Below are 21,873 nucleotides of genomic sequence, written 5' to 3' on the forward strand. Positions count from 1 at the left end.
CAGGAAGCGTCAGGGGGTATAGATCCGCAGGAAGATGCGCCACTCCCCGGCTCCGTCGACCCGTGCCGCCTGCCCCAGTTCATCAGGTAGGTCCTTGTAGAACTGCCGCATAAGGAAGATGGCGAGTGCGGAGGCAAGATGCGGGAGGATCAGACCGGCATAGGTATCGAGCATCCCCATACCACCGGAGCCGAAAAGATCGTTGCCTCCCAGCAGTGGGAACTTATTGGAGATGACGAAGAGCGGAACCATCACGATCTCGGGTGGCAGCACGAGGAGAGCGATCAGCAGGAGCATGATGGTATTGCCGTGCCTGACTGGGAGCTTCGCCAAGGCATATCCTGCCATGCAGCTCAGCAGAATCTGGGCTACCGATGCCACTACCGCGACCAGCGTGGAGTTGACGAAGAAGAGAGGAAAGTCGCTGGCCGCGATGGCAGCACCGTAGTTCTCCCACGCCAGCCGACCGGGCAACTCGAGCGTCGACTCCCCTGTGGGCACCAAAGAGACCATCACCATATAGAGCAGCGGCACCAGGTACAACGCTGTCAGGAGGAGCGCGACGAGATGAGCCGCGCCGGAGCTGAGGAAACTACGCCACCTCATGCGATGCTCCTGTGCCTGAGCGCGGCCACCAGCCGAGGCACGACCGCCAGCAGAAGTACAGCCAGAAAGAGCAACACAGCGATGGCACTCGCCTTTCCGACCTCAAGCCTCAGGAAGGCCGATTCGTACATGTCATAGACGATGGTGCGCGTCGAGCTGACCGGCCCGCCCTGCGTCATGACGTAGGACTGTGTGAACATCTGAAGCCCACCCATCAGCCAAGTGACAACAACGAACAAGAGGGGCGAGGCAAGCTGAGGCACTGTCACATGCACTAGTCGCTGGAGCCAGTTCGCCCCATCGACCTGCGCAGCCTCCGGCAGTTCCGGAGGGATGGCCTTGAGCCCGGCCAACAGAATGATCATGAAGTACCCGAGGTTGCGCCACAGACTGATGGCCATGATCGAGGTCATGGCAAGATTCGGGTCCGTCAGAAAGTTGACCTGCCCGATCCCGATTGCCTTGAGGATCTGATTGATCGGCCCCACGTACGGGTCGTACAGAAACGACCAGAGCAGCGCGACGGTGACGTAACTCATCGCCTGCGGCAGATAGATCAACGTACGCATTGCCGTTCCGCCATGAAGCTGACGGTTGAACAGCATCGCCACGAGGAGCGCGACCACCACACCGATAGCCACTTGACCAAGCGCAAAGTAGACCGTGTTTCCGATCGCCTTGGCAAAGCGGGGATCGGTGAACAACTGCACATAATTGTCGAAACCGACAAACCGAGGGCTGCTGAGCAGGTCATAGCTTGTGAAGGACAAGACCCCTGCGAACGCAAGGGGAACCAGGGTGGTCACCAGGAGCGCAATCAGCGCAGGGCTGATGAGCCAGCGGCCCGCCCTGCGTTGATTGCGCTCGAGGTCCACCCGGTCAGAGACTGTCGACCTTCGCATCGATCGCCTTGAGCGTCTCGGCGACGGACACAGATCCGCGGATCGCGGGTTCGAGGAGCGAGTTCACTTCGGGACCGAGAGCCATCATCTTCGGGTTCGGAGGCTGGGAGACTGCCGAGTCTGCAGTCGCCAGGATCCCCTTGCGCCGTTCGTCCATCCAGTCGGCATCTGCCAGGTCACGCCGGGGCGGCAGCGCGTCATAGAGGCGGGACACCTCAGACAACTGAGGCGCGGCCGCAAGGTACCGGACCAGCTCCCATGCGTCGTCGGCTCGTTTCGTTCCCTTCGCGATCGCCAACTTGTTGATCCACGCAACGGATCTCGCTTCGGATGACGCCTCCGACTTGAGCCCGGGTCCGACAACGAGCTTCTCAGCCAGTTCCTTGTTGTTGCTCTCGGCATTCCCAAGGATCTGGACGCCACCGAGACTCATCGCGGCCTGACCGGCGATGATGGGGCGCGGCCCATTACCGGAGAAAACCATGTTGGGATCGGCGAGGCCCGCCTGGTAGAGGTCGACGAAGAACGAGAGCGCCCGATTTCCTGCATCCGAGTTGAAGCTGGCCTTACCATCAGTCCAGTACTGGCCGCCGGCTTGAAGGAAGAGTTGGGCAAAGGCCTGCTGGAGGCCGATGGACTTGTCGATTCCGAAGTCGATGGGGGCGACGATCCCCTCGGCGCCCTTCAGCTCCTCGGCGGCAGCACGGAAGTCATCCCAGGTCTGGGGCAATGAGCCTACGCCAACCTTTTCAAGCAGGTCCTGACGGTAGATTCCGGTACGCACATCAGCCGCGATGGGGACCGCGTAGTTCTTACCCTCATACGCGCCATCATCGAGCATCTTCTCGTAGATCTGCCCGCGTTCATCCCAAGCCGAGATCCGATCGGTGAGATCGAGCAGGACGTTCTTGTCGGCGAGGGGTGCTGCCCAGATACCGCCGATGACGAGCACGTCCGCAAGGGAGTTGGAAGCAGCCCCTGTCGTCACCTTCTGGAAGGCCGAGCCCCAGTCGGAGGTCTGGACCTCGACGTCGATGCCTGACTCCTTCGCGAAGCCGGGAACCAAGGTGTCAGTCAGGTAGGCAGTCAGCTCCTGACTCGGCCCGAGGACGAGGAACGTCAGCTTCCCGCCACCGCCACCGCCACTTCCACCGGCGCTTCCACCGTTGCCTCCACAGCCCGACAGCCCTAACCCGAGGGCCCCCAGGGCACCCGCGCCGAGCAGACTCCTCCGGGTGAGATTGAACCTAGACATCGATGTCCTTTCGTTAGCCCTCGCAGGCTTAATTCATGTCGTTTATTATGGGCGGTGTAGGGTTCACCCGTCAACCCGTCGGCAGCAACAGGTATAGGAGAGCCCGGCACGATGACTGCCCACCGGACCGCAGATCTGCGCCGCCAGAACCTCGTTCGTGTTCTGAGCAGCATCCTCAGCAAGGGGCCGAGCTCCCGCGCCGAACTAGCGGCTGAACTGGGCCTCAGCCGGGCTGCCCTGACAGCGATCGTCGGGGACCTGCTCGAGCTGGACCTGCTGCGTGAGGGTGGGTCAGTGGCCTCACGCGGACGGCCCTTCACCCTGCTCGAAGCTTCGCCGGACCGCTACGCCTCGTTGGGTATCGATGTCCGCATTGACCGGGTAGAACTCATGGCACTGGGGTTGGATGGCACTGAGTTGGCGCGCGCCGCCTGCTCCGTTCCACCGGAGCCCACGCCGCTGGAGCTGGAGCAGGCCATGGGCGACCTACTTGTTGAGATCCGTGCGGAGATCCACCATGAGCTGATCGGATTCGGCTTCGCTATGCCCGCCCGGCGTGCGGACCTGGGGATGAGCCACCCGATCTGGGGGTGGCGCGACGTGCCGGTGCAGAACTCCTTTCGTCAGCTCGCGGCGGGCCGTCCCTACGCTGTGTTGGACCTTGCCGAGGCCGCTTGTCTCGCCAACTCCCGTCAGCCTCAACTCCGGGATGCCAGCCGCGCCGTACACCTTCAGATCGGTGCTGGGGCCACTATGGCTCGAGCCATCGACGGCAGGATCAACCTGGATCTACCCGCCCGCTGGGGAGAGCCCGGACATGTCCCGCTAGGGCTCGAGGACCGGCCGTGCTCATGCGGTCGCACAGGATGCGCCCACGCGTTCGTGTCCATTGACACGCTGGCGTCCGCAGCACCCCACGTCACCGTGCCATCCGGCCCGAACCGGATCACTCGCCTCGCCACGGCCATCGCCGCCGCAGCAGCAGCCGGCGATCGGCGCGCGGCGGAGGGGATCTCACACGTCGCGGTGGCCGTCTCACGCCTTGTGGTGATCCTCGTGGAACTGGACGGTCTGGACGCCGTCACGCTCGGGGGATACCCGCTCTTCCTCGGTCCAGACTTCCTCGACCTGGTGGACAGACTCGTGTCGGAACGGCTGCGGGCGCCGTCCCCTATCCGTCGAACCACCCTCCGAGACGACGCCGTCCTCACCGGTGCCTCACTCATCGCGCGAGACGCTGGCCTGGCGGATCCTGCGGCCCTGCGGGCCTGACTGCTCAGACCAGGTGCCGGTCCGTGGCCCACTTGGTGAGCTGGTGCCGGTTCGACAGCTGCAGCTTCCGCAGCACGCTGCTCACGTGCGTCTCCACCGTCTTGATCGAGATGAACAGTTCCTTGGCCACCTCGCGGTAGGAGTAGCCGCGGGCGATCAGCTTCATCACCTCACGCTCACGGACGCTGAGCCGGTCGAGTTCCTCGTCGATGGCGGACACGTCGATGGCCCCGGAGAAGGCGTCGAGCACGAACCCGGCGAGCCGCGGCGAGAACACCGCGTCCCCGGCCGCCACCCTCGCCATCCCCTCGAGGAGCTCCTCGGAGTTGATCGACTTGGTGACATAGCCGCGGGCCCCTGCCCGGATGACCCCGATGACGTCCTGGGCCGCATCGGAGACCGACAGCGCCAGGAACTTCACGTCGGGCCTGGTGGGCAGCACCTGCTTGATGACCTCGGCTCCACCGCCGCCGGGAAGGTGCACGTCGAGCAGGACCACATCGGGCTCCGTCGCGACGATCACCGCGACGGCGGTCGCCACGTCCTCACCCTCGCCGACCACGTTGCAGTGCTGCCCGATCTCGTGGCGCACCCCGGCGCGGAACATGGCGTGGTCGTCCACGATGACCACCCTCAGCCCGCCAACGTCCGTCATCTCGTCGCTCATCCGCCGATCTCCAACCTCACCTCGGTGCCATTGCCCGGCTCGGAGCGGATGGTGGCGGTCCCGCCGTACCTGTCCATCCGAGCCCGGATCGATTCTCGCACGCCCATCCGTCCCTCGGGGACGTCGTCGGGGTCGAACCCCTGGCCCCGGTCGCGGACGAAGACCTCGACACGTCCATCCTCGACCTCGGCGTACACGTCGATGCGCGAGGCACCCGAATGTTTGGCGGCGTTGGTGACCGCCTCCCGGACCGCCTGCCCGAGAGCCTCGATGCTGTCATCGACGGGGGTGTCGCCCACGCAGACCAGTTCGACGTCGACGACGAATCGGCTCTCAATATCGGTCACGATCTCCTGCAGCGCAGCGCGCAGCGACTCGGCCCTGGAGACGTCGCCGTAGAGCCAGGTGCGAAGCTCCCGCTCCTGCCGCCGGGCCAGTGCCGCCACCGTGGTGGGATCGCTGGCCTGCCGCTGGATGAGTGCCAGCGTCTGGAGCACCGAGTCGTGGAGATGCGCGGCCATGTCGGCACGGGCCTCCGCCCGCAGCCGGTCGGCGTCCGCCCGCCGGATCCGGGAGCGCTGCTGGTGCAGCCAGGGGGCCAGGACGATGAGCAGGCCGGCGATGAGGACACCGGAGGCTCCCAGGACGCCGGGGAGCTCCGCGAAACCCACCTGGGTGGCGAGGATCCAGCTGACGCCGGCGACGACGAGGGCGAGTCCGCCGAGCAGGCGCACGATGCTCATCGCGCCGCCGCCGCGGGTGAAGCGCTGCCACGGTCCGGCCTTGCGGTTCCTGTCGGGGGTGACCCGCTCGTCGACCTGCACCCAGATGGTGACGACGCCGACGCCGCCGATCACGAGGGGCCAGAAGATCCCTGCGGGCACTGCGCCGCCGGTGACGACGAGCCACAGCAGCCCGAGGACGAGCATGCCGCTCGCGATCAGCACGCCGTCGTCCGCACGGCCGACGGTCCGCTCCACGGTACGCATCCCCGCCGGCTGGCCGCCTCCAGCCCGGCGGACTCCTCCTGCTCGCGCTGCCGGGGAACGAGCACCCACAGGACGCCGTAGGCGAGCAGGCCGGCGCCGGAGAGGAAGGAGAGCACCACGAACGTGGTCCGGACCACCCCCACCGGCATCCGCAGGTGCTCGGCGAGCCCGCTGGCCACGCCGGCGATCATCCGCCCCTCCGTGGGTCGCCGGAGTGCGACGCGCGCGGGCGTGTCCGGGACCAGGGCAGGGCTGCTCATGGATACCAGGGTGGCACGGGGCGTCGTCCCGGGCCAGCCTCGGGCCCCGATCCCAGGGCCCCTTCAGGGCGATACCTGATGAGCCCGGGCCGCCGGACAGGCCAGACTAGGACCATGACGTCCACCGAGCTCGACCTGGCCTGGGTCCATCCACGCCTTGGCGGGCTCGCACGCCGTGACACCACGGGTCTCGGCTCCGGCCTCTCGCGGGCCGTTGCGGACAGGCTGGGATTCGACGTCGCGCTCGTGCGGATGGCGTTCATCGTGCTGACCTTCGGCGCCGGATTCGGCGCCGCCCTCTACGGCTGGGGCACGCTCCTGACCGCGGGCCCGACGGGGCGTCGGCCGATCGACTCCCTGCTGCCGAGCTTCCGCACCTGGTCCGTCGGCGCGCAGAAGTTCGTCGTGATCGGCTCGACCATTGCCCTGGTCGCCCTGGTCTCGTCGGTCACCTCATTCCCCTGGGTGCTGGCCGTCATCGCGGTGATCGCCCTCTCGCTGCTGCGCCGCAGGGGGCGAGGCGGCTCCGTCGCCCCCGCCGCCGATCTGACCACCACCCTCGACGATGACCAGCTGATCGACGCCTGGCGCCGGGACATGGCCCGCGCGGCCGGAGCCCGGTCCATCCTTCGTCCCACCCCGGCACCGCCCCGGCCGACCGAGGTGATGGCCGCAGCCCCGGCCTTGGCTGTGCCCAAGGCCTGGGGCTGGGCTATCACGATCCCGCTGATCGGCGCTGCCGTCGGGGTGGCCACCTGGGTCTTCGTAGGCTCCGCCGTCACCGCCCTGGCCGCGGCCACCGCCCTGACGGGGCTCGGCGCCATCGGGCACGCCGTCCTGCGTGACAGCCGTCGATTGCCGCGGGCGTTCCTGTGGTTCCTGGCGGTACTGCTGGCCTCCACCGGCTGGCTGGCCGCCAAGACCGCTGGTGCCCCGCTGAGCGATGCGGAGGTCGGGCCCCACTCTGTGACCCGGATCGCCTCCGACGAAACGGTCGACCTCACCGGCCTGGTCGCGGATCCCGGCGTCGAGGTGCGGGTGGTCGCCGTCGGCTCCGACGTCGACATCCTGGTGCCCGGCTCCGTCAGCGACCTGCGCGTCTCCTCCGTCGCCAGCGACGTGAGGCGACAGGCGGGGCCCGCCACCGACGTGGAGTGGCCGCACGAACTCATCATCGACGCCACCGCCGCCCGCGTCACCATCGTCGAGGGGGCACGATCGTGAAGCCGCCACTGGACATCGCGACAATCGCCGTCGGCCTCGCCTGCCTCGGCTTCGCGGCCACCCTGATGCTGGCGCCGCAGCTCTCCGACACCCTCATCCAACCGATTCTCGCCGTGATCCTGGCCGCGGCGGGAGGCATCGGCCTACTGCTCAGCCGGGCCCGACCCCGCAGATAACCACAGCCGAAAGGAACCACCATGACCCTCACCCGCAGCCGCAATGGCATGATCGGCGGCGTCGCGGCCGGCATCGCCAAGTCGCTCAACGTCGATCCCACGATCGTCCGCATCGCCTTCGTGCTCGTCAGCATCTTCGCAGGCAGCGGCCTGCTGATCTACGGCATCCTCTGGATCGTCATCCCCAAGGAGGGCGAGAGCCGCACGCTCGCCGAGGACGGCATCGACAAGGCCCGCGACTGGTACGACGACCGCAAGAACGGCAACAGCTGACCGACCGGAAACAGCGAACGGCCCCCGCAGGCGCTCTGCCTGCGGGGGCCATCTCCGCTCACTCCCACTCGATGGTGCCCGGCGGCTTCGAGGTGATGTCGACGGTGACGCGGTTGATGTCGCGGCACTCGTTGGTGATCCGGTTGGAGATCGTCTCCAACAGCTCGTACGGCAGGCGTGCCCAGTCCGCGGTCATCGCGTCGTCCGAGGTGACCGGGCGCAGGACGATCGGGTGGCCGTAGGTGCGACCGTCGCCCTGGACGCCGACGGAACGTACATCGGCCAACAGCACGACCGGGAACTGCCAGATCTCCCGCTCCAGCTTGGCGGCCGCCAGTTCCTCGCGGGCGATGAGGTCGGCCTGCCGCAGAATGGTGAGGCGTTCCTCGGTGACCTCACCGACGATGCGGATCGCCAGGCCGGGGCCGGGGAACGGGTGGCGCCACACCATGGCCTCTGGCAGCCCGAGTTGCAGGCCGACGGCGCGGACCTCGTCCTTGAACATGTGGCGCAGCGGCTCGATGAGCGTGAACTGCAGGTCGTCGGGAAGGCCGCCGACGTTGTGGTGGCTCTTGATGTTCGCGGCGCCTTCTCCGCCGCCCGACTCTACGACGTCCGGGTACAGGGTTCCCTGGACGAGGAAGTCAATGCCCCGATCGCCGGCGAGTTCCCGCGCCTGCGCCTCGAAGGTGCGGATGAACTCGCGCCCGATGATCTTGCGTTTCTGCTCCGGATCACTGATGCCGGCGAGCGCGTCGAGGAAGCGGTCCTTTTCGTCGGCGATCACCAGGTCGACCCCGGTGGCGGCGACGAAGTCGTTCTTGACCTGGTCGGCCTCTCCCGCCCGCAGCAGGCCGTGGTCGACGAACACGCAGGTGAGCTGCGAGCCGATGGCCTGCTGCACGAGGGCCGCAGCGACGGCGGAGTCCACGCCGCCCGACAGCGCGCAGAGGACGCGGCGGTCCCCGACCTGGCGGCGGATCTGCTCGATGGACTCGGTGACCATGTTCTCGGGCGTCCAGTCCGGCGTCAGGCCGGCGACGTTGTAGAGGAAGTGCTCGATGACCTGCTGCCCCCACTGCGTGTGGACGACCTCGGGGTGCCACTGCACGCCGGCCAGCTTCCGCTCGAGGTCCTCGAACGCCGCGACGGGGGCGCCGGCCGTGCGGGCCAGCACCTTGAAGCCCTTGGGGGCCCGGCTGACGGAGTCGCCGTGGCTCATCCACACGTTCAGCGTGTTGGGCATGGAGTCGAGCAGGCAGCCGGAATCGGCGATGGACAGCGACGTGCGGCCGAACTCACGCTGACCGGTCTGCGCCACGGTGCCGCCGAGTGCCAGGGCCATGGCCTGGAAGCCGTAGCAGATCCCCAGCACCGGGATGCCCGCCTCGAACAGGCGCGGGTCGACCCGCGGGGCGCCATCCTCGTATACCGATGAGGGGCCGCCGCTGAGGATGATGGCCGCAGGCTCCTTCGCGAGGATCGCGTCGACGTCCAGGGTCGAGCTCACGATCTCCGAGTAGACAGCTGCCTCGCGCACCCGTCGCGCGATCAACTGCGCGTATTGAGCGCCGAAGTCGACGACGAGCACCGTCTCGTGTGAAGTCATGGGCCCGAGTCTAGAACCGAGGGTGCTCCCCCGCCCAAACATGCGCACCCGTGCCCATCACGAGAACGGGTCCCCGCCCTCCCCGGATTCCCCGGAGATTCATTGGTCGACAGGGGAATAAGATCCGGGGCGGCGCGGTTGCGGGTGGCATGAGCATTTTTCCTGACGTGACCTCCCTGATCGGTCGCACGCCCCTCGTGAAGCTGAACCGCATCGTCGGCGACAACGCCACCGTCGCCGCGAAGCTGGAGTTCTACAACCCCGCCAACTCCGTCAAGGACCGCCTGGGTGTCGCGATCGTCGATGCGGCGGAGGCGTCCGGCGAACTGCAGCCCGGCGGCACCATCGTCGAGGGCACCTCGGGCAACACGGGCATCGCGCTGGCGATGGTCGGCGCGGCCCGCGGCTACAACGTGGTCCTGACCATGCCGGAGACCATGTCGCTCGAGCGTCGCGCACTGCTGCGCGCCTTCGGCGCCGAACTGGTGCTGACGCCTGGCTCGGCCGGCATGCGCGGGGCCGTCGAGAAGGCGGAGGAGATCGCCAAGGAACGCGGCGGCGTCCTCGCCCGTCAGTTCGCCAACAAGGCCAACGTCGAGATCCACCGTCGGACCACCGCCGAGGAGATCTGGAAGGACACCGACGGCGCCGTCGACATCGTCGTCGCCGGGATCGGCACCGGAGGCACCATCTCCGGCGTCGGCCAGGTCCTCAAGGAGCGCAAGCCCGGGGTGCAGATCGTCGCGGTGGAGCCTGAGGAGTCGGCCATCCTCAGCGGCGGCCAGCCCGGCCCCCACAAGATCCAGGGCATCGGCGCCAACTTCATCCCGGAGATCCTCGACCGCGACGTAATCGACGAGGTCCTCCCCCGCAACATCGGCCAGGCCGTCGAGTGGGCCCGCAAGGCCGCCACGCAGGAGGGCCTGCTGGTGGGCCTGTCCTCCGGTGCCGCGCTGTCGGCGGCCGCCGAGGTGGCGGCCCGCCCCGAGAACGCGGGCAAGACGATCATCGTCGTGCTGGCCGACTTCGGCGAGCGCTACCTGTCGACGGTCCTGTTCGAGGGGCTGCTGGACGCCTGATCCGGCCGGATGACGCGCAGGGCGGGGCCCGGGAACCATGTCGGTTCCCGGGCCCCGACCCGTCAGCGTCAGACCAGGCTGTCGGCCGGCAGAGCCGCCGCGGCCTCGACGCGGCCGGCCCAGCTCACCTCGGCCCCGTCGCGGGCCTCCGCCGCGGCGGACGGCGTTGTCAGGTAGTCGTAGAGGCCCCGCTCGACCGGCCGGTCGAGGACGAGCCGCATGGTCACCACCGGGACCGGATCGCCGTTGCGGTCGGGCATGGTCTCCTGGACGGCGCCGCGGGCCGCGGCCGTGCCGAGGTACAGGAAGTCGCGTCCCTCCGCGTCGTCGCGCTTCACGAAGAGATGCGGTACGACAGTCTGCTCGACGAGGGCCCGAACCTCGCCGGAGGCGAGAGTGCGCCTGCTGCGGGTGAACCAGCGCATCGTCGACTCATCCAGGAACTCGTCGTCGTAGGCGACTGTGGCCTCGACGTGCTCGTGCTTGTGATAGGTGACGAAGATGGGGCAGGTCCCCGTGTCGTGATCGACCTTGTAGCCGTAGACGGTCGAGTACTCGCTGCGCTCCCAGTTCAGCAGGCGCAGCGCATCCTTGCGTGAGTACCGCTGCCCGACCTGCAGCGACGGCGCGAAGCCGTAGCGTTGCCTGGACAGGAACAGGCCCGTCTCGACGACGTCGCGCACGTGACCGGCGAACGTCGGGTCCTGCATCGCGGCCAGGAACCCGGGCGTGAGGGAGACCCTCTCCCCCGCGACCTGCACCACCGGCAGATAGTGCTTCCGGTCCTTGGCCGGATAGTGCTCCACCGTGAGCACCCGCAGGATGCGGGAGACGGACCAGGGCGACTCCCACAGGCCGCGTTCGACCAGCGCTCCCACCGCCTCCGCCAGCGTCAGGGTCGGCTCGCGCAGCAGGGTGTCGAGCAGGACCAGTTCCTGCGGCCTCTTCCCGTTCAGCACCTCCTGGGTCAGCAGGTTCAGCATCCTGTCCAGATGCGGGGCGGGCGCCTCCCTGGGGCCAGCGAACTTGGTGAGCAGCCGCCAGTAGTTCTTCTCCTTCGTGGCCAGCACCACCGGGTCGACCGCGTCGAAACGGGCGAAGTCGAACAGCCGCGGCACTGTGCCGAGCCGACTGGCCAGGTCGAGGTAGGCGGCCTTGAGATTGGCCATGGAGTCGAGGGTCGTCTGAGCCAGGGAGGTCAGCACCCGATCCCGCGCGATCGCGTCGAAGCTCACGCTGGAGTTTCCGGCGATCGCCCCGGCCTCCTGCGCCTCGATCAGTCTCTGCCGGATCGAATCCTTGCTGAGGCTGTTGTCGCCGAGGAGGGCGATGGGGATGAGGTAGTTGTTGGTGTAGTTGCCGATGAAGTCGATGACGACCAGGTAGTCCTTGCCGGCGGCCTTGCGTAACCCGCGGCCGAGCTGCTGTGTGAAGACGATGCTCGACTTGGTCTGCCGCAGCATCACCACCTGGTTGACGGCCGGCACGTCGACGCCCTCGTTGAAGATGTCGACGGTGAGCAGGTAGTCGAGGCGTCCCGCCTCCAGGTCGGCAACGGCGCGCTCGCGCTCCGCGACGGGATCCTGCCCGGACAGCGCCCGGGTCCGCAGCGCCCGCCCGTGGACCCTCCGCTCGTTCAGCAGCCCGGAGAGCCCGGACGCCTCGTCGTTGCGGGAGCAGAAGATCAGCCCCCGCACCGGCACCCCCACCTGGCCGTACGTCTCGACCGCGGACACGAGGTGGTCGGCCCGCTCGTCGCTGACGAGCCTGCCGATCGGGGCGAGGGCGCCGATCGGCTCACCGCCGGCTGCCACATGGTCGGTGACGCCGTAGTAGTGGAAGGGCGCGAGCATGTCCGACTCCAGCGCCCGCTGCAGCCGGATCTCGTAGGCGAGGTTGTAGTCGAACAGTTCGAAGATGCTGCGACCGTCGGTCCGCTCGGGGGTGGCCGTCATGCCCAGCAGGAAAGCCGGGCGGAGGTGGTCGAGCAGGCGCCGGTAGCTGCCCGCTCCCGCCCTGTGGACCTCGTCGATGAGCACGTAGTCGAAGGTGTCCGGGTGGATCGCCTCCAGCACACCGGCGGAGTTCAACGACTGAACCGTCGCAAAGACGTAGCGCCTGTCCCATTCCCGGACCCCACCCGCGACCTTGCCGAAGCTGCCCTCCGGCTCATCCAGCACCCGCTGGAACTCGGTGATCGCCTTGTCGAGGATCTGTTCCCTGTGCACCACGAACAGGAGCCGCCGGGGCGCGACGGCACGCACATCGAGTGCCGAGAGGATGGTCTTGCCCGTGCCCGTCGCGGAGACGACGATGGCCCTGCGCTCTCCACGGGCACGGATGAGATCGATCTGCGCGAGCGCCTCCCCCTGCATCGCATTCGGCAGCACCGTCAGGCCGCCGCCCGCTGCCCGGCCCCGACTGGGCGCCGGACCGCGGGGCGGCACCCACGTCTGCCGGTACTCCTCCACCCATTCGGCAGTGAGCGGGGTCGCCCGTGCCACCTGTCGGGTGATCAGCGCCTCGAGCTGGTGGACGATGTCGCCGTCGGCCAGGGCGGAGAACCGGAGGTTCCACTCCTGGTTGCGTTGCAGCGCAGCCTCCGTCAGATTCGAGCTGCCGATGATGGCCGTCGAGCTGTTCTCCTGCCGGAACAGGTATCCCTTGGCGTGGAACCCCTCGGCGGCATCGTCGAGCACGAGGACCTCGACGGGCAGGTTCAACAGCTCGGCGAAAGCCGCCGGCGAGTTGAACCCCAGGTACGTGGAGGTGACGATCATCCCGCGGCCCGCGAAACCCAGCAGGGTCTGCTTGAGCGCGGCGATCGCGCCCGGGGTGACGAACGCGACCGAGAACACGAAGCTGTCGGCCGTGCCGAGCTCCCGAAGGATGGCACGCAGCATGGTGTCGCGGCCGTCGTTGGTGATCAGCCGGGGATGGAACCGGCGCGCCGAGGCGGTCTCCCTGTCGAGGAACCCGAAGGTGAGGTCGCGCTCGTGTTCGCTCCGAAGCGGCATCTCAGCCGGCCTGCTGGACGATGAGCTCGACAGCCGGCACGTCGGCGGGGGCCCACGGGAGGGTCTCCAGCGACCCGACTCCGACCCACGCCAGCTCGTCGTGCTCGCTGGGACGCGGCTCCCCGCTCTCGAGCGTGCACCAGTAGGTCGTGAGGTCGACCAGACCGAAGTCGTAGCTGTGTTCGGTTCGGGTGAGCTGCGCCCCGACCGTCACGAGGCAGCCGAGTTCCTCGTGGATCTCGCGCCGCAGCGTCTGCTGATGGGTCTCCCCCGGCTCGACCTTGCCGCCGGGGAACTCCCAGAGGCCGGCGAGGCTCATGCCCGGGCCGCGTCGTGCGGCCAGGATCCGCCCATCCCGCACCAGCACCGCGCCGACGACCGTGATCCGCTTCACAACCTGCCTCCGAGGGGTTCGAACGGGTCCAGGTTAACGGCAACGGTGCGGGCCCTACGCTGAGGCCATGGAACCTCGGGTGTTCGGGTATCGCGAATGGGTCACGGCGCAGGTGCGGCCGGTGGCCGAGATCCGGCGCAGCGTGCGCCTCTCCTACGCCGGGGCCATCGTCGCCGGGCTGCTCGCGGTGATCTGCCTGGCTGTGCTGGTGGCCGTGCGCCCGCTGCAGCAGCAGTTGATCGCCGGGGTCGTCGTCCTCGGCGCCGCAGCGGTCCTCCTGTTCCGCCGCGCCGACGCCGACCGCAGGAATCTGCTCCGGGCCGACGAAGGCGGCTCGGTGTCGGCCGCCGGGCCCTATGCGCTGCGGATCGATGACGACGGCATCCACTTCCCCGACACCTTCGACACGCCGGCGGACACGTGGCCCTTCGAGGGGACAGGGGTCGAGGTCATGACGGTCACGAAGAAGGACATCGTGCAGCTCACCCATCCGGGCCGCACGCCCCGGCACTTCTACGCCACCGCCCTGACCGATCCCCTCGCCGACGTGGTGGCCGAGATCGAGTCCCGACAGCCCTCAGCCGCGGACGGCCCGGACGTCACGGCGGAGCCAGGCGAGCAGCCCGAGGGGCAGCAGCACCAGGATCCCGACGCCTAGCCACACCGGCTGCCACCATTCGATCCCCTCCGCCAGCACGGGACCGTGCAGGTAGGCGGCGAACGGCGACCAGAGGCCGAGCTCCTCACGGCCGCCCGCCAGCAGGAGGGTGTAGCCGAAGTAGGTCACCGTCGCGACGGCCGTGGTACCCCAGATGGTGGCCCCCGGCCGACCCGTCGCCGCCGAGATGGCGAGCGCCAGGGCACCGAAGAAGCAGCCCAGCAGCCACAGCAGGAACGAGGCCCAGGCCAGGTTCGGTATCGACACGTCGAGGTCGACCAGTGACAGTCCGGCCCACATCCCGCCGAACAGCGCGGCTGCCACGACGAGGACGTAGAGGGCGACGGTGACCGCGGTGGTCCAGAAGACGCGGCTGCGTCCCAGGGGCTGAGCCAGCAGCACGGACATCCGCCCGGCCCGCTCCTCCCCGGCGATGCCCGCCGACGCGGCCGCGGTGGCGATGAGGATGACGCAGATCGGCGCCACCATCCCGAAGGTCTCCAGGTGGAGGAAGCCGGCGGCCGTGGTCAGGTCGCCGCCGCCGAACAGGGCCGACATCGAGTCGGGGAAGGAGAGCGCGAAGTCGCCCATCACACTGTCGAGGGACGTGTACAGCGGCGGCATCGCCAGCCCCATGACCAGCGCCAGCAGCAGCGCGATGTAGGCGACCAGCCCCTGGTGGTCGGCCAGGCGGATCGCCAACGGCGACGTGCCACGTGTCCGACGGGTGCGCCCCATGACGGAGTCGAGGCGCGCACGCAGCCGCTCGACGAGGTGGGCCCCGGCCGAGGCGGCCGAGCGCAGCTCACGGCGCGGGAACACCACCACGCCGAGCACGAGGAACAGCAGCGCGCCGCCGAGCAGCAACGCCAGGTTCCCGCCGTCGATGCCGTTGACCAGCGGATTGGTGCCGTTGAACCAGGTCCAGGGCACCCAGTCGGCCGAGTCCTCACGCCACATCGGCAGGAGCCCCGACGCGAGCCAGCCGCCGACCATGACGGTCGAGGCGACGCCCGAGCCCAGCCCCCGCCTGCCGGTAGCGGTCGCGACGGCGAACGCCAGCGCCCCGTGGAACAGGCCGTTGGCGGTGAGGTGCACCATCAGGGCCAGGACGCGCGCCTTCCCGGCGTCGACGTCGAGCAGGACGGGGGCTACCGCGGCGATCCCCCAGAGCGCCGCCCCACCGAGCACCACGACGGTCACGAACGCCGCGGCCCGGCTGGCCGCCAGCGCCGTCCGTGAGGTGGGGGTGGCGAGCAGGAGCGCCGAGCGCCCCGCCCCCTCGTCGCGGGCAACCGCGGAGGCGCCGATGCTGATGGCGACACCGCCGAAGGCGAGCGCCCCGATGGCGGCGAGCATCTCGTTGTAGGCGAGCACGGAGGCGTCCGCCCCCTCCGGGATCCCCATGAGCGCGCGGACGGCGTCCGGCAGCACGTCGTAGATGCTGAGATCGATCTCCTGATAGACGTAGAGGCCGAGGAACAGCATCGCGCCGATCGACACGGCCGTGACTGCGGGTCCGCGCCAGTGCTCAGCGAGTCCCCTGGCGTACAGGGTCGGGTTCATGACTGGTCCTGGTAGTACGTGAGGAAGATGTCCTCGAGGTCTGCCTCCGTGGTGTGGATGTCCCGCAGCGTGGTCCGTGCGGAGACGGCCGCGAGCAGGGCTGCCATGTCGCCGTCGAAGTTCAGTTCGACGCGGTCATCGAGGACGACGACATCACGCGCCCCCGCGACCGCCTCGACGTCGGCGGCGACCAGGCCTGCGTCCACATCGAGCTCGATGTGACGCATCCTGCGGCGACGCAGCGCGGCGACCTCCTCGACAGCGATCAGCTCGCCCCGGCGGATGATCCCGACGCGGTCGGCGACCCGCTCCACCTCGGAGAGGGTGTGGCTCGAGAGGAACACGGTGCGCCCCTCATCCGCGGCCTCACGCATCATGGCCCAGAACTCGTGCTGCACGAGGGGGTCGAGGCCTGCGTTCGGCTCGTCGAGGATGAGGAGCTCTGGGCTGTGCATGAAGGCTGCGACCAGCCCGATCTTCTGCCTGTTGCCGCTGGACAGCTCGCCGACGCGCTTGTCGAGGTCGGCGTCGAGCCGCTCCGTCAGCGCGTCGATCCGTCGCTGTTCGACGCCGCCGCGCAGCTTGGCGAAGAAGGCGAGCGTCTGCCGTCCCGTCATCGTCGGCCACAGCGCTAGATCGGCGGGCACGTAGCCGAGGCGACGCCGGTGCGCCACGTCCCGCGGGGACGCGCCGAGCACGGTCGCCGTGCCCGCCGTCGACCGCAGTTCGCCCAGCAGCAACCGGATGGTGGTCGACTTGCCTGCCCCGTTCGGGCCGAGGAAGCCGAAGACCTCGCCAGGCCGGACGTCGAGGTCCAGGTCCTTCAGCGCGGGAAAGCGCCCGTAGTGCTTGGTGAGCCCTCGGGTCTCGATGGGGTTCATGACTGGTCCTCCAAAGTGTCGAGGTAGCCGCGGTACTCCTCGAGCACCGCCGGGGTGAAGATGGAGGCGAACACCTCCAGTTGGATGCGGACGTAGTCCAGGTAGCCGGGCCCCCCGGCGAAGTCGGGGGAACTCAGGTCGACGCCGAGCTGGCGGGCGAGGTGCCGGTGCAACGCGACGGCGCCGAGCGAGTACAGCGTCAGCATCGTGGCGCGACGCCGCTCGTCGGCGGTGGGTGTCAGCACCCCGGCCGCCACGCCGTCCGCGAGATACCCGGTCGCATCCTCGATCAGAGTGTCGACGAGTCCGTCGAGATGGGCGCTCGGCTCCGACAGCCGGGCGGCCAGGTAGCCGATCACGAATTCGCGCCCCTCGGCCCGGAGTGAGGCCAGCGGATCGAAACCCGGGGACGGGTCGATCGCGTCGCGCTTGCCGGAACGGATCTCCTCGGCGACGTGCTCGTCGCACGCCTGCAGCAGGCCCGCCATCGAGCCGAAGTGGTGCCGGACCAGGCCCTGGGACACCCCCGCCCGTTCCGAGACCGCACGCGCCGTCAACGCCCGCGTGCCGCCCTCGGCGATCAGTGCGATGCCGGCATCCCGGAGCCGCGCCCTGGCGGTCAGATCCTCATCTCGCATGATACGAGCGTATCACTTGCTATACGTTCATATAAGAGGGTGGGCGTGGCTAGTATCGGGCCATGAGGATCGTCATCACGGGAGCCAGCGGCAAGGCCGGTCAGGCGACGCTGCGCCACTTCGTCGAACACACCGACCACGAGATCGTCGCGACCGACGTGGCCCCGCGCCCCGCCTGGTTCGACGGGCTCTTCTACCGCGCCGACCTGACGCAGTACGGCGAGGCCGTCGACGTCCTGACCGACGCGCAGGCTGTGATCCACCTCGCCAACATCCCCGCCGACCGGATCCACACCGACTCCGCGACGCTCAACGCGAACACCCTGATGAACAACAACGTGTTCCTCGCCGCGTGGAAGCTCGGCCTCGAACGCGTCGTCTACGCCTCCAGCGAGACGACACTCGGCCTCCCGTTCGACGAGGTGCGCTACGTCCCTGTCGACGAGGCCCACTACCCGCTGCCCAACTCCACCTACTCCCTGAGCAAGGTGATGACCGAGGCTGCGGCCGAGCAGGTGTCACGCTGGTCGGGGATCCCGTTCATCGGGCTGCGCCTGTCCAACATCTTCACCGTCGCCGACTACGCCGCGCAGCCCGCCTTCGCCCGCGATCCGGAGGCTCGGCGCTGGAACCTGTTCGGCTACATCGACGCCCGCGACGTGGCGCGCTCGTGCGAGGCGGCCCTGCTCGCCCCGCTCACCGGCGCGCATGCGTTCGTCATCGCCGCCGACGACATCATCCTCGACATGCCGACGCGGGAGGCACTGGCAGCGATCCATCCCGACCTCGAGGTCCCCTCCTCCGTGGGCGAGTACGGCACGCTGCTCAGCAACGAGGCGGCCCGCCACACGATGGGATTCGAGCCGCGGTACTCGTGGCGCGACGAGGTCACCGCGTGAGCTTCACCCCTGTCGACACCACCTTCTACGACCGGGTCGGTGGCGAGCCCACCTTCCGGCGTCTCGTGGCGGAGTTCTACCGCGGGGTCGCGGGCGACCCGCCGCTGCGCGACATGTATCCGGAGGAGGATCTGGGGCCCGCCGAGGACCGACTGCGGCTCTTCCTCGAGCAGTACTGGGGCGGGCCGAAGACCTATCAGGAGCAGCGGGGCCACCCGCGTCTACGGATGCGCCACGCCGCCTACGCCGTCACGCCGACGCAGCGCGACCGCTGGCTGCACCACATGCTGGCAGCGGTCGACACGCTGACCCTGCCGGCCGCCGAGGACGCGGAACTGCGCGGCTACCTGGAGCGGGCCGCGCAGTTCATGGTGAACGCGGACGACTAGTCCTGTTCGGCCGCGATCTGCTCGTGGTGCCGGACAACCTCCGTGACGATGAACGTCAGGAACTTCTCCGCGAACTCCGGGTCCAGCTCCGCCTCGATCGCCAGCGCCCGCAGGCGCGCGATCTGCTGTGCCTCCCGCTCGGTGTCCGCGGCGGGAAGCCCCGCCGCGGCCTTGAGTTCGCCGACCCGCTTGGTCACCTTGAACCGCTCCGCGAGCAGGTGCACCAGGGCGGAGTCCATGTTGTCGATGCTCCCCCGCAGACAGCGGAGTTCGGCGCGGGCCTCGTCCTGGCTGATCATCAGTGCAGGATGAGGTCGATGCGCTGGAACGACTTGATGTCGGTGTAGCCCGTGAGCGCCATGGCCTTGCGGAGCCCGCCCGCGAGGTTCATGGTGCCGTCCGGAACCCGCGATGGGCCGTGGATGACCTCGGCGAGGGTGCCGACCTGCTCGAAGAACGACCGCTCACCGCGCGGCAGTTGCTCGTGCCAGGCGCCGGCGCCCCAGTGCCAGCCCCGCGCGGGGGCCTCGGTGGCGCGGGCGAGCGGCGATCCGACCATGACGGCGTCCGCTCCGCAGGCGATGGCCTTGGCGATCGCGCCGGACTTGCCGACGGCGCCGTCCGCGATGATGTGCACGTAGCGGCCGCCGGACTCCTCCAGGTAGTCGCGGCGCGCCTCGGCGACGACGGCGACGGCGGACGCCATCGGCACCTCGATGCCGAGCACGTCGGAGGTGGTGTGGGTGGCCCCTCCGCCAAAGCCGACGAGGACGCCCGCAGCGCCGGCCCGCATCAGGTGCTGGGCCGCGCGGTAGCTGGCGACGCCGCCGACGAGGACGGGAGTGTCGAGGCGGTAGATGAAGTCCTTGAGGTTCAAGGTGTCGTCGCCGCCGACGTGCTCCGCGGAGACGGTGGTGCCGCGGATGACGAAGAAATCCAGGCCGGCGCGCTCGATCACGTCGGCGAACTCGAGGGTCCGGGCCGGCGAGAGTGACCCTGCGACGGGAACCCCGGCCGCACGGACCTCGGCGAGCCGGTCACGGATCAGCTCGGCCTTGACGGGCTCGGCGTAGATCTCCTGCAGCCTGCGCGTGGCGGTGACCTGGTCACACTCCTGCGTCAGCAGCTCGTACTGCGGCTGGGGATCCTCGTACCGGGTCCACAGGCCCTCGAGGTTCAGCACGCCGAGGCCGCCCAGCTCACCCATCCGGATGACGGTGGCCGGGGACATCACCGAGTCCATGGGTGCGGCGACGATCGGCACGTCGAACGTGACGGCGTCGATCTTCCACGTCAGGTCGACCTCTGACTCGCTGCGGGTGCGCCGGGTCGGCGCGATCGCGACGTCGTCGAAGCTGTAGGCATGGCTGGCGCGCTTGGTGCGTCCGAGCTCGTACATTCGTGAGTTCCTTACCGCGACCAGTAGTTGGGCGCTTCGGCAGTCAGCTGGATGTCGTGCGGGTGCGATTCGCGCAGGCCTGCGCTGGTGATCCGCACGAAGCGACCCCGCTCCTGCAGTTCGGCGATCGTCCCCGCACCAGAGTAGAACATCGACTGCCGGAGCCCGCCCACCAGCTGGTAGGCGACGGCGGACAGCGGGCCGCGGAACGCGACCTGGCCCTCGATACCCTCGGGGATGAGCTTGTCGTCGGCGGTCACGTCGCCCTGGAAGTAGCGGTCCTTCGAGTAGGACTTGCGGCCGCGGGCGGCCATGGCCCCCAGCGAACCCATGCCACGGTAGCTCTTGAACTGCTTGCCGTTGATGAACACCAGCTCGCCAGGGCTCTCGGAACAGCCGGCCAGCAGCGAGCCCAGCATCACCGTCGACGCGCCGGCGACGAGCGCCTTGGCGATGTCGCCGGAGTACTGGAGGCCGCCGTCGCCGATGACCGGCACACCGGCCGGGCGGGCGGCGCGGGCCGCGTCGTAGATGGCCGTCACCTGGGGGACGCCGACGCCGGCGACCACGCGCGTGGTGCAGATGGAGCCGGGGCCGACGCCGACCTTGATGGCGTCCGCGCCCGCCTCGACGAGCGCCTTGGCACCCGCATAGGTGGCGACGTTTCCGCCGACGATGTCGACGGCGGCGGCCAGCGGTTCAGCCTTGAGGCGCTTGATCATCTCTACGACGCTGCGGCTGTGGCCGTGTGCGGTGTCGACGATGATGACGTCGACACCCTCCTCCACGAGCGCCATGGCCCGCTCCCAGGAGTCCCCGAAGTGCCCAACTCCGGCGCCGACGCGGAGGCGTCCCTGGTCGTCCTTCGCAGCGTTGGGGTATTTGTCGGCCTTGACGAAGTCCTTGAGCGTGATGAGGCCCGTGAGCTTGCCTGCCGCGTCGACGATCGGGAGCTTCTCGATCTTGTGCTGCGCCATCAGCGCGAGCGACTCATCCCTGGACACCCCCACCGGCGCCACGACGAGCGGCGTGCGCGTCATCACCTGGTGGACGGGACGGGTGAGGTCGTCCTCGAAACGCATGTCGCGGTTGGTGATGATGCCGACCAGCGTGCCGTCGCCGTCAACGACGGGGGCCCCCGAAATGCGGTAGTTGGCGCACAGTTCGTCGACGTCGGCCAGGGTGGCGTCCGGGCTAACCGTGATCGGCTCGGAGACCATGCCTGCCTCGGAGCGCTTCACCTGGTCGACCATGTGCGCCTGGTTCTCGATGCTGAGGTTGCGGTGCAGGATGCCGATGCCGCCCTCGCGGGCCATAGCGACGGCCATGCGGGCCTCGGTGACAGTGTCCATCGCGGCGGAGGCGAGCGGGATGTTCAGCCGGACGCGGCGCGTCAACTGCGTGCCCGTGTTGACCTCGGACGGGATGATGTCCGACTGGTTCGGCTGCAGCAGCACGTCGTCGAAGGTCAGGCCGAGGTTGACAAAGGGGGCGGGTACCCCGGCTCCGTTCAGCTCGTCTTGCACGTGGCACCTCTCGCTCGGGGGTTGAGTCCGAGGGCAATTCTAGCCCGCGCCTCCCCCGGCCCCCAACCGTGACCGGGGGCCGACAAGGACCGCGAACAACCAACCTGCAAACTTCGACTCAGCGCGGTCGGCATCCCCAAGCCGACCCGGGGTCGTGTAACGGGCCCGGGCAGCCCGGACTAGGGTGACTGGCA

23 protein-coding genes are annotated in these 21,873 nt (G+C 68.8%); 8 read left to right on the forward strand and 15 right to left on the reverse strand.

Annotated elements, in window-relative coordinates; all coding sequences use genetic code 11:
* Nucleotides 1–9 precede the first annotated feature (9 nt).
* The 3 genes from H9L22_RS08920 to H9L22_RS08930 are packed head-to-tail and all read right to left on the reverse strand — an operon-like array spanning nt 10 to nt 2,574.
* Complete coding sequence (locus tag H9L22_RS08920) at nt 10–606, reverse strand: carbohydrate ABC transporter permease (protein WP_187722419.1); 597 nt, start codon at nt 604–606, stop codon at nt 10–12.
* A complete protein-coding gene (locus H9L22_RS08925) occupies nt 603–1,481 on the reverse strand; it encodes a carbohydrate ABC transporter permease (protein ID WP_226966239.1) in 879 nt (292 codons plus the stop codon). The genes H9L22_RS08920 and H9L22_RS08925 overlap by 4 nt, the downstream gene beginning before the upstream one ends.
* Before the next feature lie 4 nt (nt 1,482–1,485).
* A complete protein-coding gene (locus tag H9L22_RS08930) occupies nt 1,486–2,574 on the reverse strand; it encodes an ABC transporter substrate-binding protein (protein ID WP_187722421.1) in 1,089 nt (362 codons plus the stop codon).
* Between the two features lie 300 nt (nt 2,575–2,874).
* On the opposite strand from H9L22_RS08930, the gene H9L22_RS08935 reads away from it, so the two are divergent.
* A complete protein-coding gene (locus tag H9L22_RS08935; RefSeq protein WP_187722422.1) occupies nt 2,875–4,035 on the forward strand; it encodes an ROK family transcriptional regulator in 1,161 nt (386 codons plus the stop codon).
* A gap of 4 nt (nt 4,036–4,039) precedes the next feature.
* On the opposite strand, the gene H9L22_RS08940 is transcribed toward H9L22_RS08935, so the two are convergent.
* The 3 genes from H9L22_RS08940 to H9L22_RS08950 are packed head-to-tail and all read right to left on the reverse strand — an operon-like array spanning nt 4,040 to nt 5,951.
* Entirely contained in the window at nt 4,040–4,702 is a 663-nt protein-coding gene (locus H9L22_RS08940) for a response regulator (protein ID WP_187722423.1), read from the reverse strand.
* Entirely contained in the window at nt 4,699–5,682 is a 984-nt protein-coding gene (locus tag H9L22_RS08945; protein ID WP_187722424.1) for a sensor histidine kinase, read from the reverse strand. The genes H9L22_RS08940 and H9L22_RS08945 overlap by 4 nt, the downstream gene beginning before the upstream one ends.
* Nucleotides 5,643–5,951, reverse strand: a complete 309-nt coding sequence (locus H9L22_RS08950; protein WP_187722425.1) for a PspC domain-containing protein — start codon at nt 5,949–5,951, stop codon at nt 5,643–5,645. The genes H9L22_RS08945 and H9L22_RS08950 overlap by 40 nt, the downstream gene beginning before the upstream one ends.
* Nucleotides 5,952–6,065: 114 nt before the next feature.
* Between H9L22_RS08950 and H9L22_RS08955 the strand changes: the two genes are divergently transcribed.
* From H9L22_RS08955 to H9L22_RS08965, 3 genes are read left to right on the forward strand one after another with little or no spacing between them, the layout of a single operon-like run.
* A complete protein-coding gene (locus H9L22_RS08955) occupies nt 6,066–7,175 on the forward strand; it encodes a PspC domain-containing protein (RefSeq protein WP_187722426.1) in 1,110 nt (369 codons plus the stop codon).
* Nucleotides 7,172–7,351, forward strand: coding sequence for a hypothetical protein (locus H9L22_RS08960; protein WP_187722427.1), 180 nt, complete (start codon nt 7,172–7,174; stop codon nt 7,349–7,351). The genes H9L22_RS08955 and H9L22_RS08960 overlap by 4 nt, the downstream gene beginning before the upstream one ends.
* Nucleotides 7,352–7,372: 21 nt before the next feature.
* On the forward strand, nt 7,373–7,624 hold the full coding sequence (locus tag H9L22_RS08965) for a PspC domain-containing protein (protein WP_187722428.1): 252 nt from the start codon (nt 7,373–7,375) through the stop codon (nt 7,622–7,624).
* Nucleotides 7,625–7,682: 58 nt separating this feature from the next.
* On the opposite strand, the gene guaA is transcribed toward H9L22_RS08965, so the two are convergent.
* On the reverse strand, nt 7,683–9,233 hold the full coding sequence (guaA, locus tag H9L22_RS08970; RefSeq protein ID WP_187722429.1) for a glutamine-hydrolyzing GMP synthase: 1,551 nt from the start codon (nt 9,231–9,233) through the stop codon (nt 7,683–7,685).
* Nucleotides 9,234–9,382: 149 nt separating this feature from the next.
* Between guaA and cysK the strand changes: the two genes are divergently transcribed.
* A complete protein-coding gene (gene cysK / locus H9L22_RS08975; RefSeq protein ID WP_187722430.1) occupies nt 9,383–10,312 on the forward strand; it encodes a cysteine synthase A in 930 nt (309 codons plus the stop codon).
* A gap of 68 nt (nt 10,313–10,380) precedes the next feature.
* Here cysK and H9L22_RS08980 read toward each other — a convergent pair whose 3' ends face one another.
* Both H9L22_RS08980 and H9L22_RS08985 read right to left on the reverse strand, forming a co-directional pair.
* Nucleotides 10,381–13,329, reverse strand: a complete 2,949-nt coding sequence (locus H9L22_RS08980; protein WP_187722431.1) for a DUF3427 domain-containing protein — start codon at nt 13,327–13,329, stop codon at nt 10,381–10,383.
* Nucleotide 13,330: 1 nt separating this feature from the next.
* On the reverse strand, nt 13,331–13,723 hold the full coding sequence (locus tag H9L22_RS08985; RefSeq protein WP_187722432.1) for a (deoxy)nucleoside triphosphate pyrophosphohydrolase: 393 nt from the start codon (nt 13,721–13,723) through the stop codon (nt 13,331–13,333).
* 67 nt (nt 13,724–13,790) lie between these two features.
* Between H9L22_RS08985 and H9L22_RS08990 the strand changes: the two genes are divergently transcribed.
* Nucleotides 13,791–14,381 (forward strand): hypothetical protein, encoded by a 591-nt coding sequence (locus H9L22_RS08990; protein ID WP_187722433.1) that lies wholly within the window; start codon nt 13,791–13,793, stop codon nt 14,379–14,381.
* Here the strand turns inward: H9L22_RS08990 and H9L22_RS08995 are convergent.
* The 3 genes from H9L22_RS08995 to H9L22_RS09005 are packed head-to-tail and all read right to left on the reverse strand — an operon-like array spanning nt 14,301 to nt 17,466.
* The gene (locus H9L22_RS08995) at nt 14,301–15,947 is read right to left on the reverse strand and encodes an ABC-2 family transporter permease (protein WP_187722434.1); all 1,647 of its coding nucleotides are present in this window, start codon (nt 15,945–15,947) and stop codon (nt 14,301–14,303) included. The two genes, H9L22_RS08990 and H9L22_RS08995, sit on opposite strands and share 81 nt — an antisense overlap.
* Complete coding sequence (locus H9L22_RS09000; RefSeq protein ID WP_187722435.1) at nt 15,944–16,828, reverse strand: ABC transporter ATP-binding protein; 885 nt, start codon at nt 16,826–16,828, stop codon at nt 15,944–15,946. The genes H9L22_RS08995 and H9L22_RS09000 overlap by 4 nt, the downstream gene beginning before the upstream one ends.
* Nucleotides 16,825–17,466 (reverse strand): TetR/AcrR family transcriptional regulator, encoded by a 642-nt coding sequence (locus H9L22_RS09005; protein WP_187722436.1) that lies wholly within the window; start codon nt 17,464–17,466, stop codon nt 16,825–16,827. The genes H9L22_RS09000 and H9L22_RS09005 overlap by 4 nt, the downstream gene beginning before the upstream one ends.
* A 62-nt stretch (nt 17,467–17,528) precedes the next feature.
* On the opposite strand from H9L22_RS09005, the gene H9L22_RS09010 reads away from it, so the two are divergent.
* Both H9L22_RS09010 and H9L22_RS09015 read left to right on the forward strand, forming a co-directional pair.
* Nucleotides 17,529–18,365, forward strand: a complete 837-nt coding sequence (locus tag H9L22_RS09010) for an NAD-dependent epimerase/dehydratase family protein (protein WP_187722437.1) — start codon at nt 17,529–17,531, stop codon at nt 18,363–18,365.
* Complete coding sequence (locus H9L22_RS09015; protein WP_187722438.1) at nt 18,362–18,754, forward strand: globin; 393 nt, start codon at nt 18,362–18,364, stop codon at nt 18,752–18,754. Before H9L22_RS09010 ends, H9L22_RS09015 begins: the two co-directional genes overlap by 4 nt.
* Here H9L22_RS09015 and H9L22_RS09020 read toward each other — a convergent pair.
* From H9L22_RS09020 to guaB, 3 genes are read right to left on the reverse strand one after another with little or no spacing between them, the layout of a single operon-like run.
* Nucleotides 18,751–19,053, reverse strand: a complete 303-nt coding sequence (locus H9L22_RS09020) for a chorismate mutase (RefSeq protein WP_187722439.1) — start codon at nt 19,051–19,053, stop codon at nt 18,751–18,753. The genes H9L22_RS09015 and H9L22_RS09020 overlap by 4 nt on opposite strands.
* Nucleotides 19,053–20,153: a GuaB3 family IMP dehydrogenase-related protein gene (locus H9L22_RS09025; RefSeq protein WP_187722440.1), complete on the reverse strand. Its 1,101-nt coding sequence runs from the start codon at nt 20,151–20,153 to the stop codon at nt 19,053–19,055. The genes H9L22_RS09020 and H9L22_RS09025 overlap by 1 nt, the downstream gene beginning before the upstream one ends.
* 11 nt (nt 20,154–20,164) lie before the next feature.
* The gene (gene guaB / locus H9L22_RS09030; RefSeq protein WP_187722637.1) at nt 20,165–21,667 is read right to left on the reverse strand and encodes an IMP dehydrogenase; all 1,503 of its coding nucleotides are present in this window, start codon (nt 21,665–21,667) and stop codon (nt 20,165–20,167) included.
* Nucleotides 21,668–21,873 lie beyond the last annotated feature (206 nt).

Origin of the sequence: Tessaracoccus defluvii (genome assembly GCF_014489575.1) — a bacterium.
In the GTDB taxonomy this organism is placed as follows: Bacteria; Actinomycetota; Actinomycetes; order Propionibacteriales; family Propionibacteriaceae; genus Arachnia; species Arachnia defluvii.

Coding starts and splice junctions, on each gene's coding strand:
- H9L22_RS08920 (WP_187722419.1), bottom strand. CDS start 606: ATGAGGTGGCGTAGTTTCCTCAGCTCCGGCGCGGCTCATCTCGTCGCG.
- H9L22_RS08935 (WP_187722422.1), top strand. CDS start 2,875: ATGACTGCCCACCGGACCGCAGATCTGCGCCGCCAGAACCTCGTTCGT.
- H9L22_RS08940 (WP_187722423.1), bottom strand. CDS start 4,702: ATGAGCGACGAGATGACGGACGTTGGCGGGCTGAGGGTGGTCATCGTG.
- H9L22_RS08950 (WP_187722425.1), bottom strand. CDS start 5,951: ATGAGCAGCCCTGCCCTGGTCCCGGACACGCCCGCGCGCGTCGCACTC.
- H9L22_RS08955 (WP_187722426.1), top strand. CDS start 6,066: ATGACGTCCACCGAGCTCGACCTGGCCTGGGTCCATCCACGCCTTGGC.
- H9L22_RS08965 (WP_187722428.1), top strand. CDS start 7,373: ATGACCCTCACCCGCAGCCGCAATGGCATGATCGGCGGCGTCGCGGCC.
- guaA (WP_187722429.1), bottom strand. CDS start 9,233: ATGACTTCACACGAGACGGTGCTCGTCGTCGACTTCGGCGCTCAATAC.
- cysK (WP_187722430.1), top strand. CDS start 9,383: ATGAGCATTTTTCCTGACGTGACCTCCCTGATCGGTCGCACGCCCCTC.
- H9L22_RS08980 (WP_187722431.1), bottom strand. CDS start 13,329: ATGCCGCTTCGGAGCGAACACGAGCGCGACCTCACCTTCGGGTTCCTC.
- H9L22_RS08990 (WP_187722433.1), top strand. CDS start 13,791: ATGGAACCTCGGGTGTTCGGGTATCGCGAATGGGTCACGGCGCAGGTG.
- H9L22_RS08995 (WP_187722434.1), bottom strand. CDS start 15,947: ATGAACCCGACCCTGTACGCCAGGGGACTCGCTGAGCACTGGCGCGGA.
- H9L22_RS09000 (WP_187722435.1), bottom strand. CDS start 16,828: ATGAACCCCATCGAGACCCGAGGGCTCACCAAGCACTACGGGCGCTTT.
- H9L22_RS09005 (WP_187722436.1), bottom strand. CDS start 17,466: ATGCGAGATGAGGATCTGACCGCCAGGGCGCGGCTCCGGGATGCCGGC.
- H9L22_RS09010 (WP_187722437.1), top strand. CDS start 17,529: ATGAGGATCGTCATCACGGGAGCCAGCGGCAAGGCCGGTCAGGCGACG.
- H9L22_RS09020 (WP_187722439.1), bottom strand. CDS start 19,053: ATGATCAGCCAGGACGAGGCCCGCGCCGAACTCCGCTGTCTGCGGGGG.
- H9L22_RS09025 (WP_187722440.1), bottom strand. CDS start 20,153: ATGTACGAGCTCGGACGCACCAAGCGCGCCAGCCATGCCTACAGCTTC.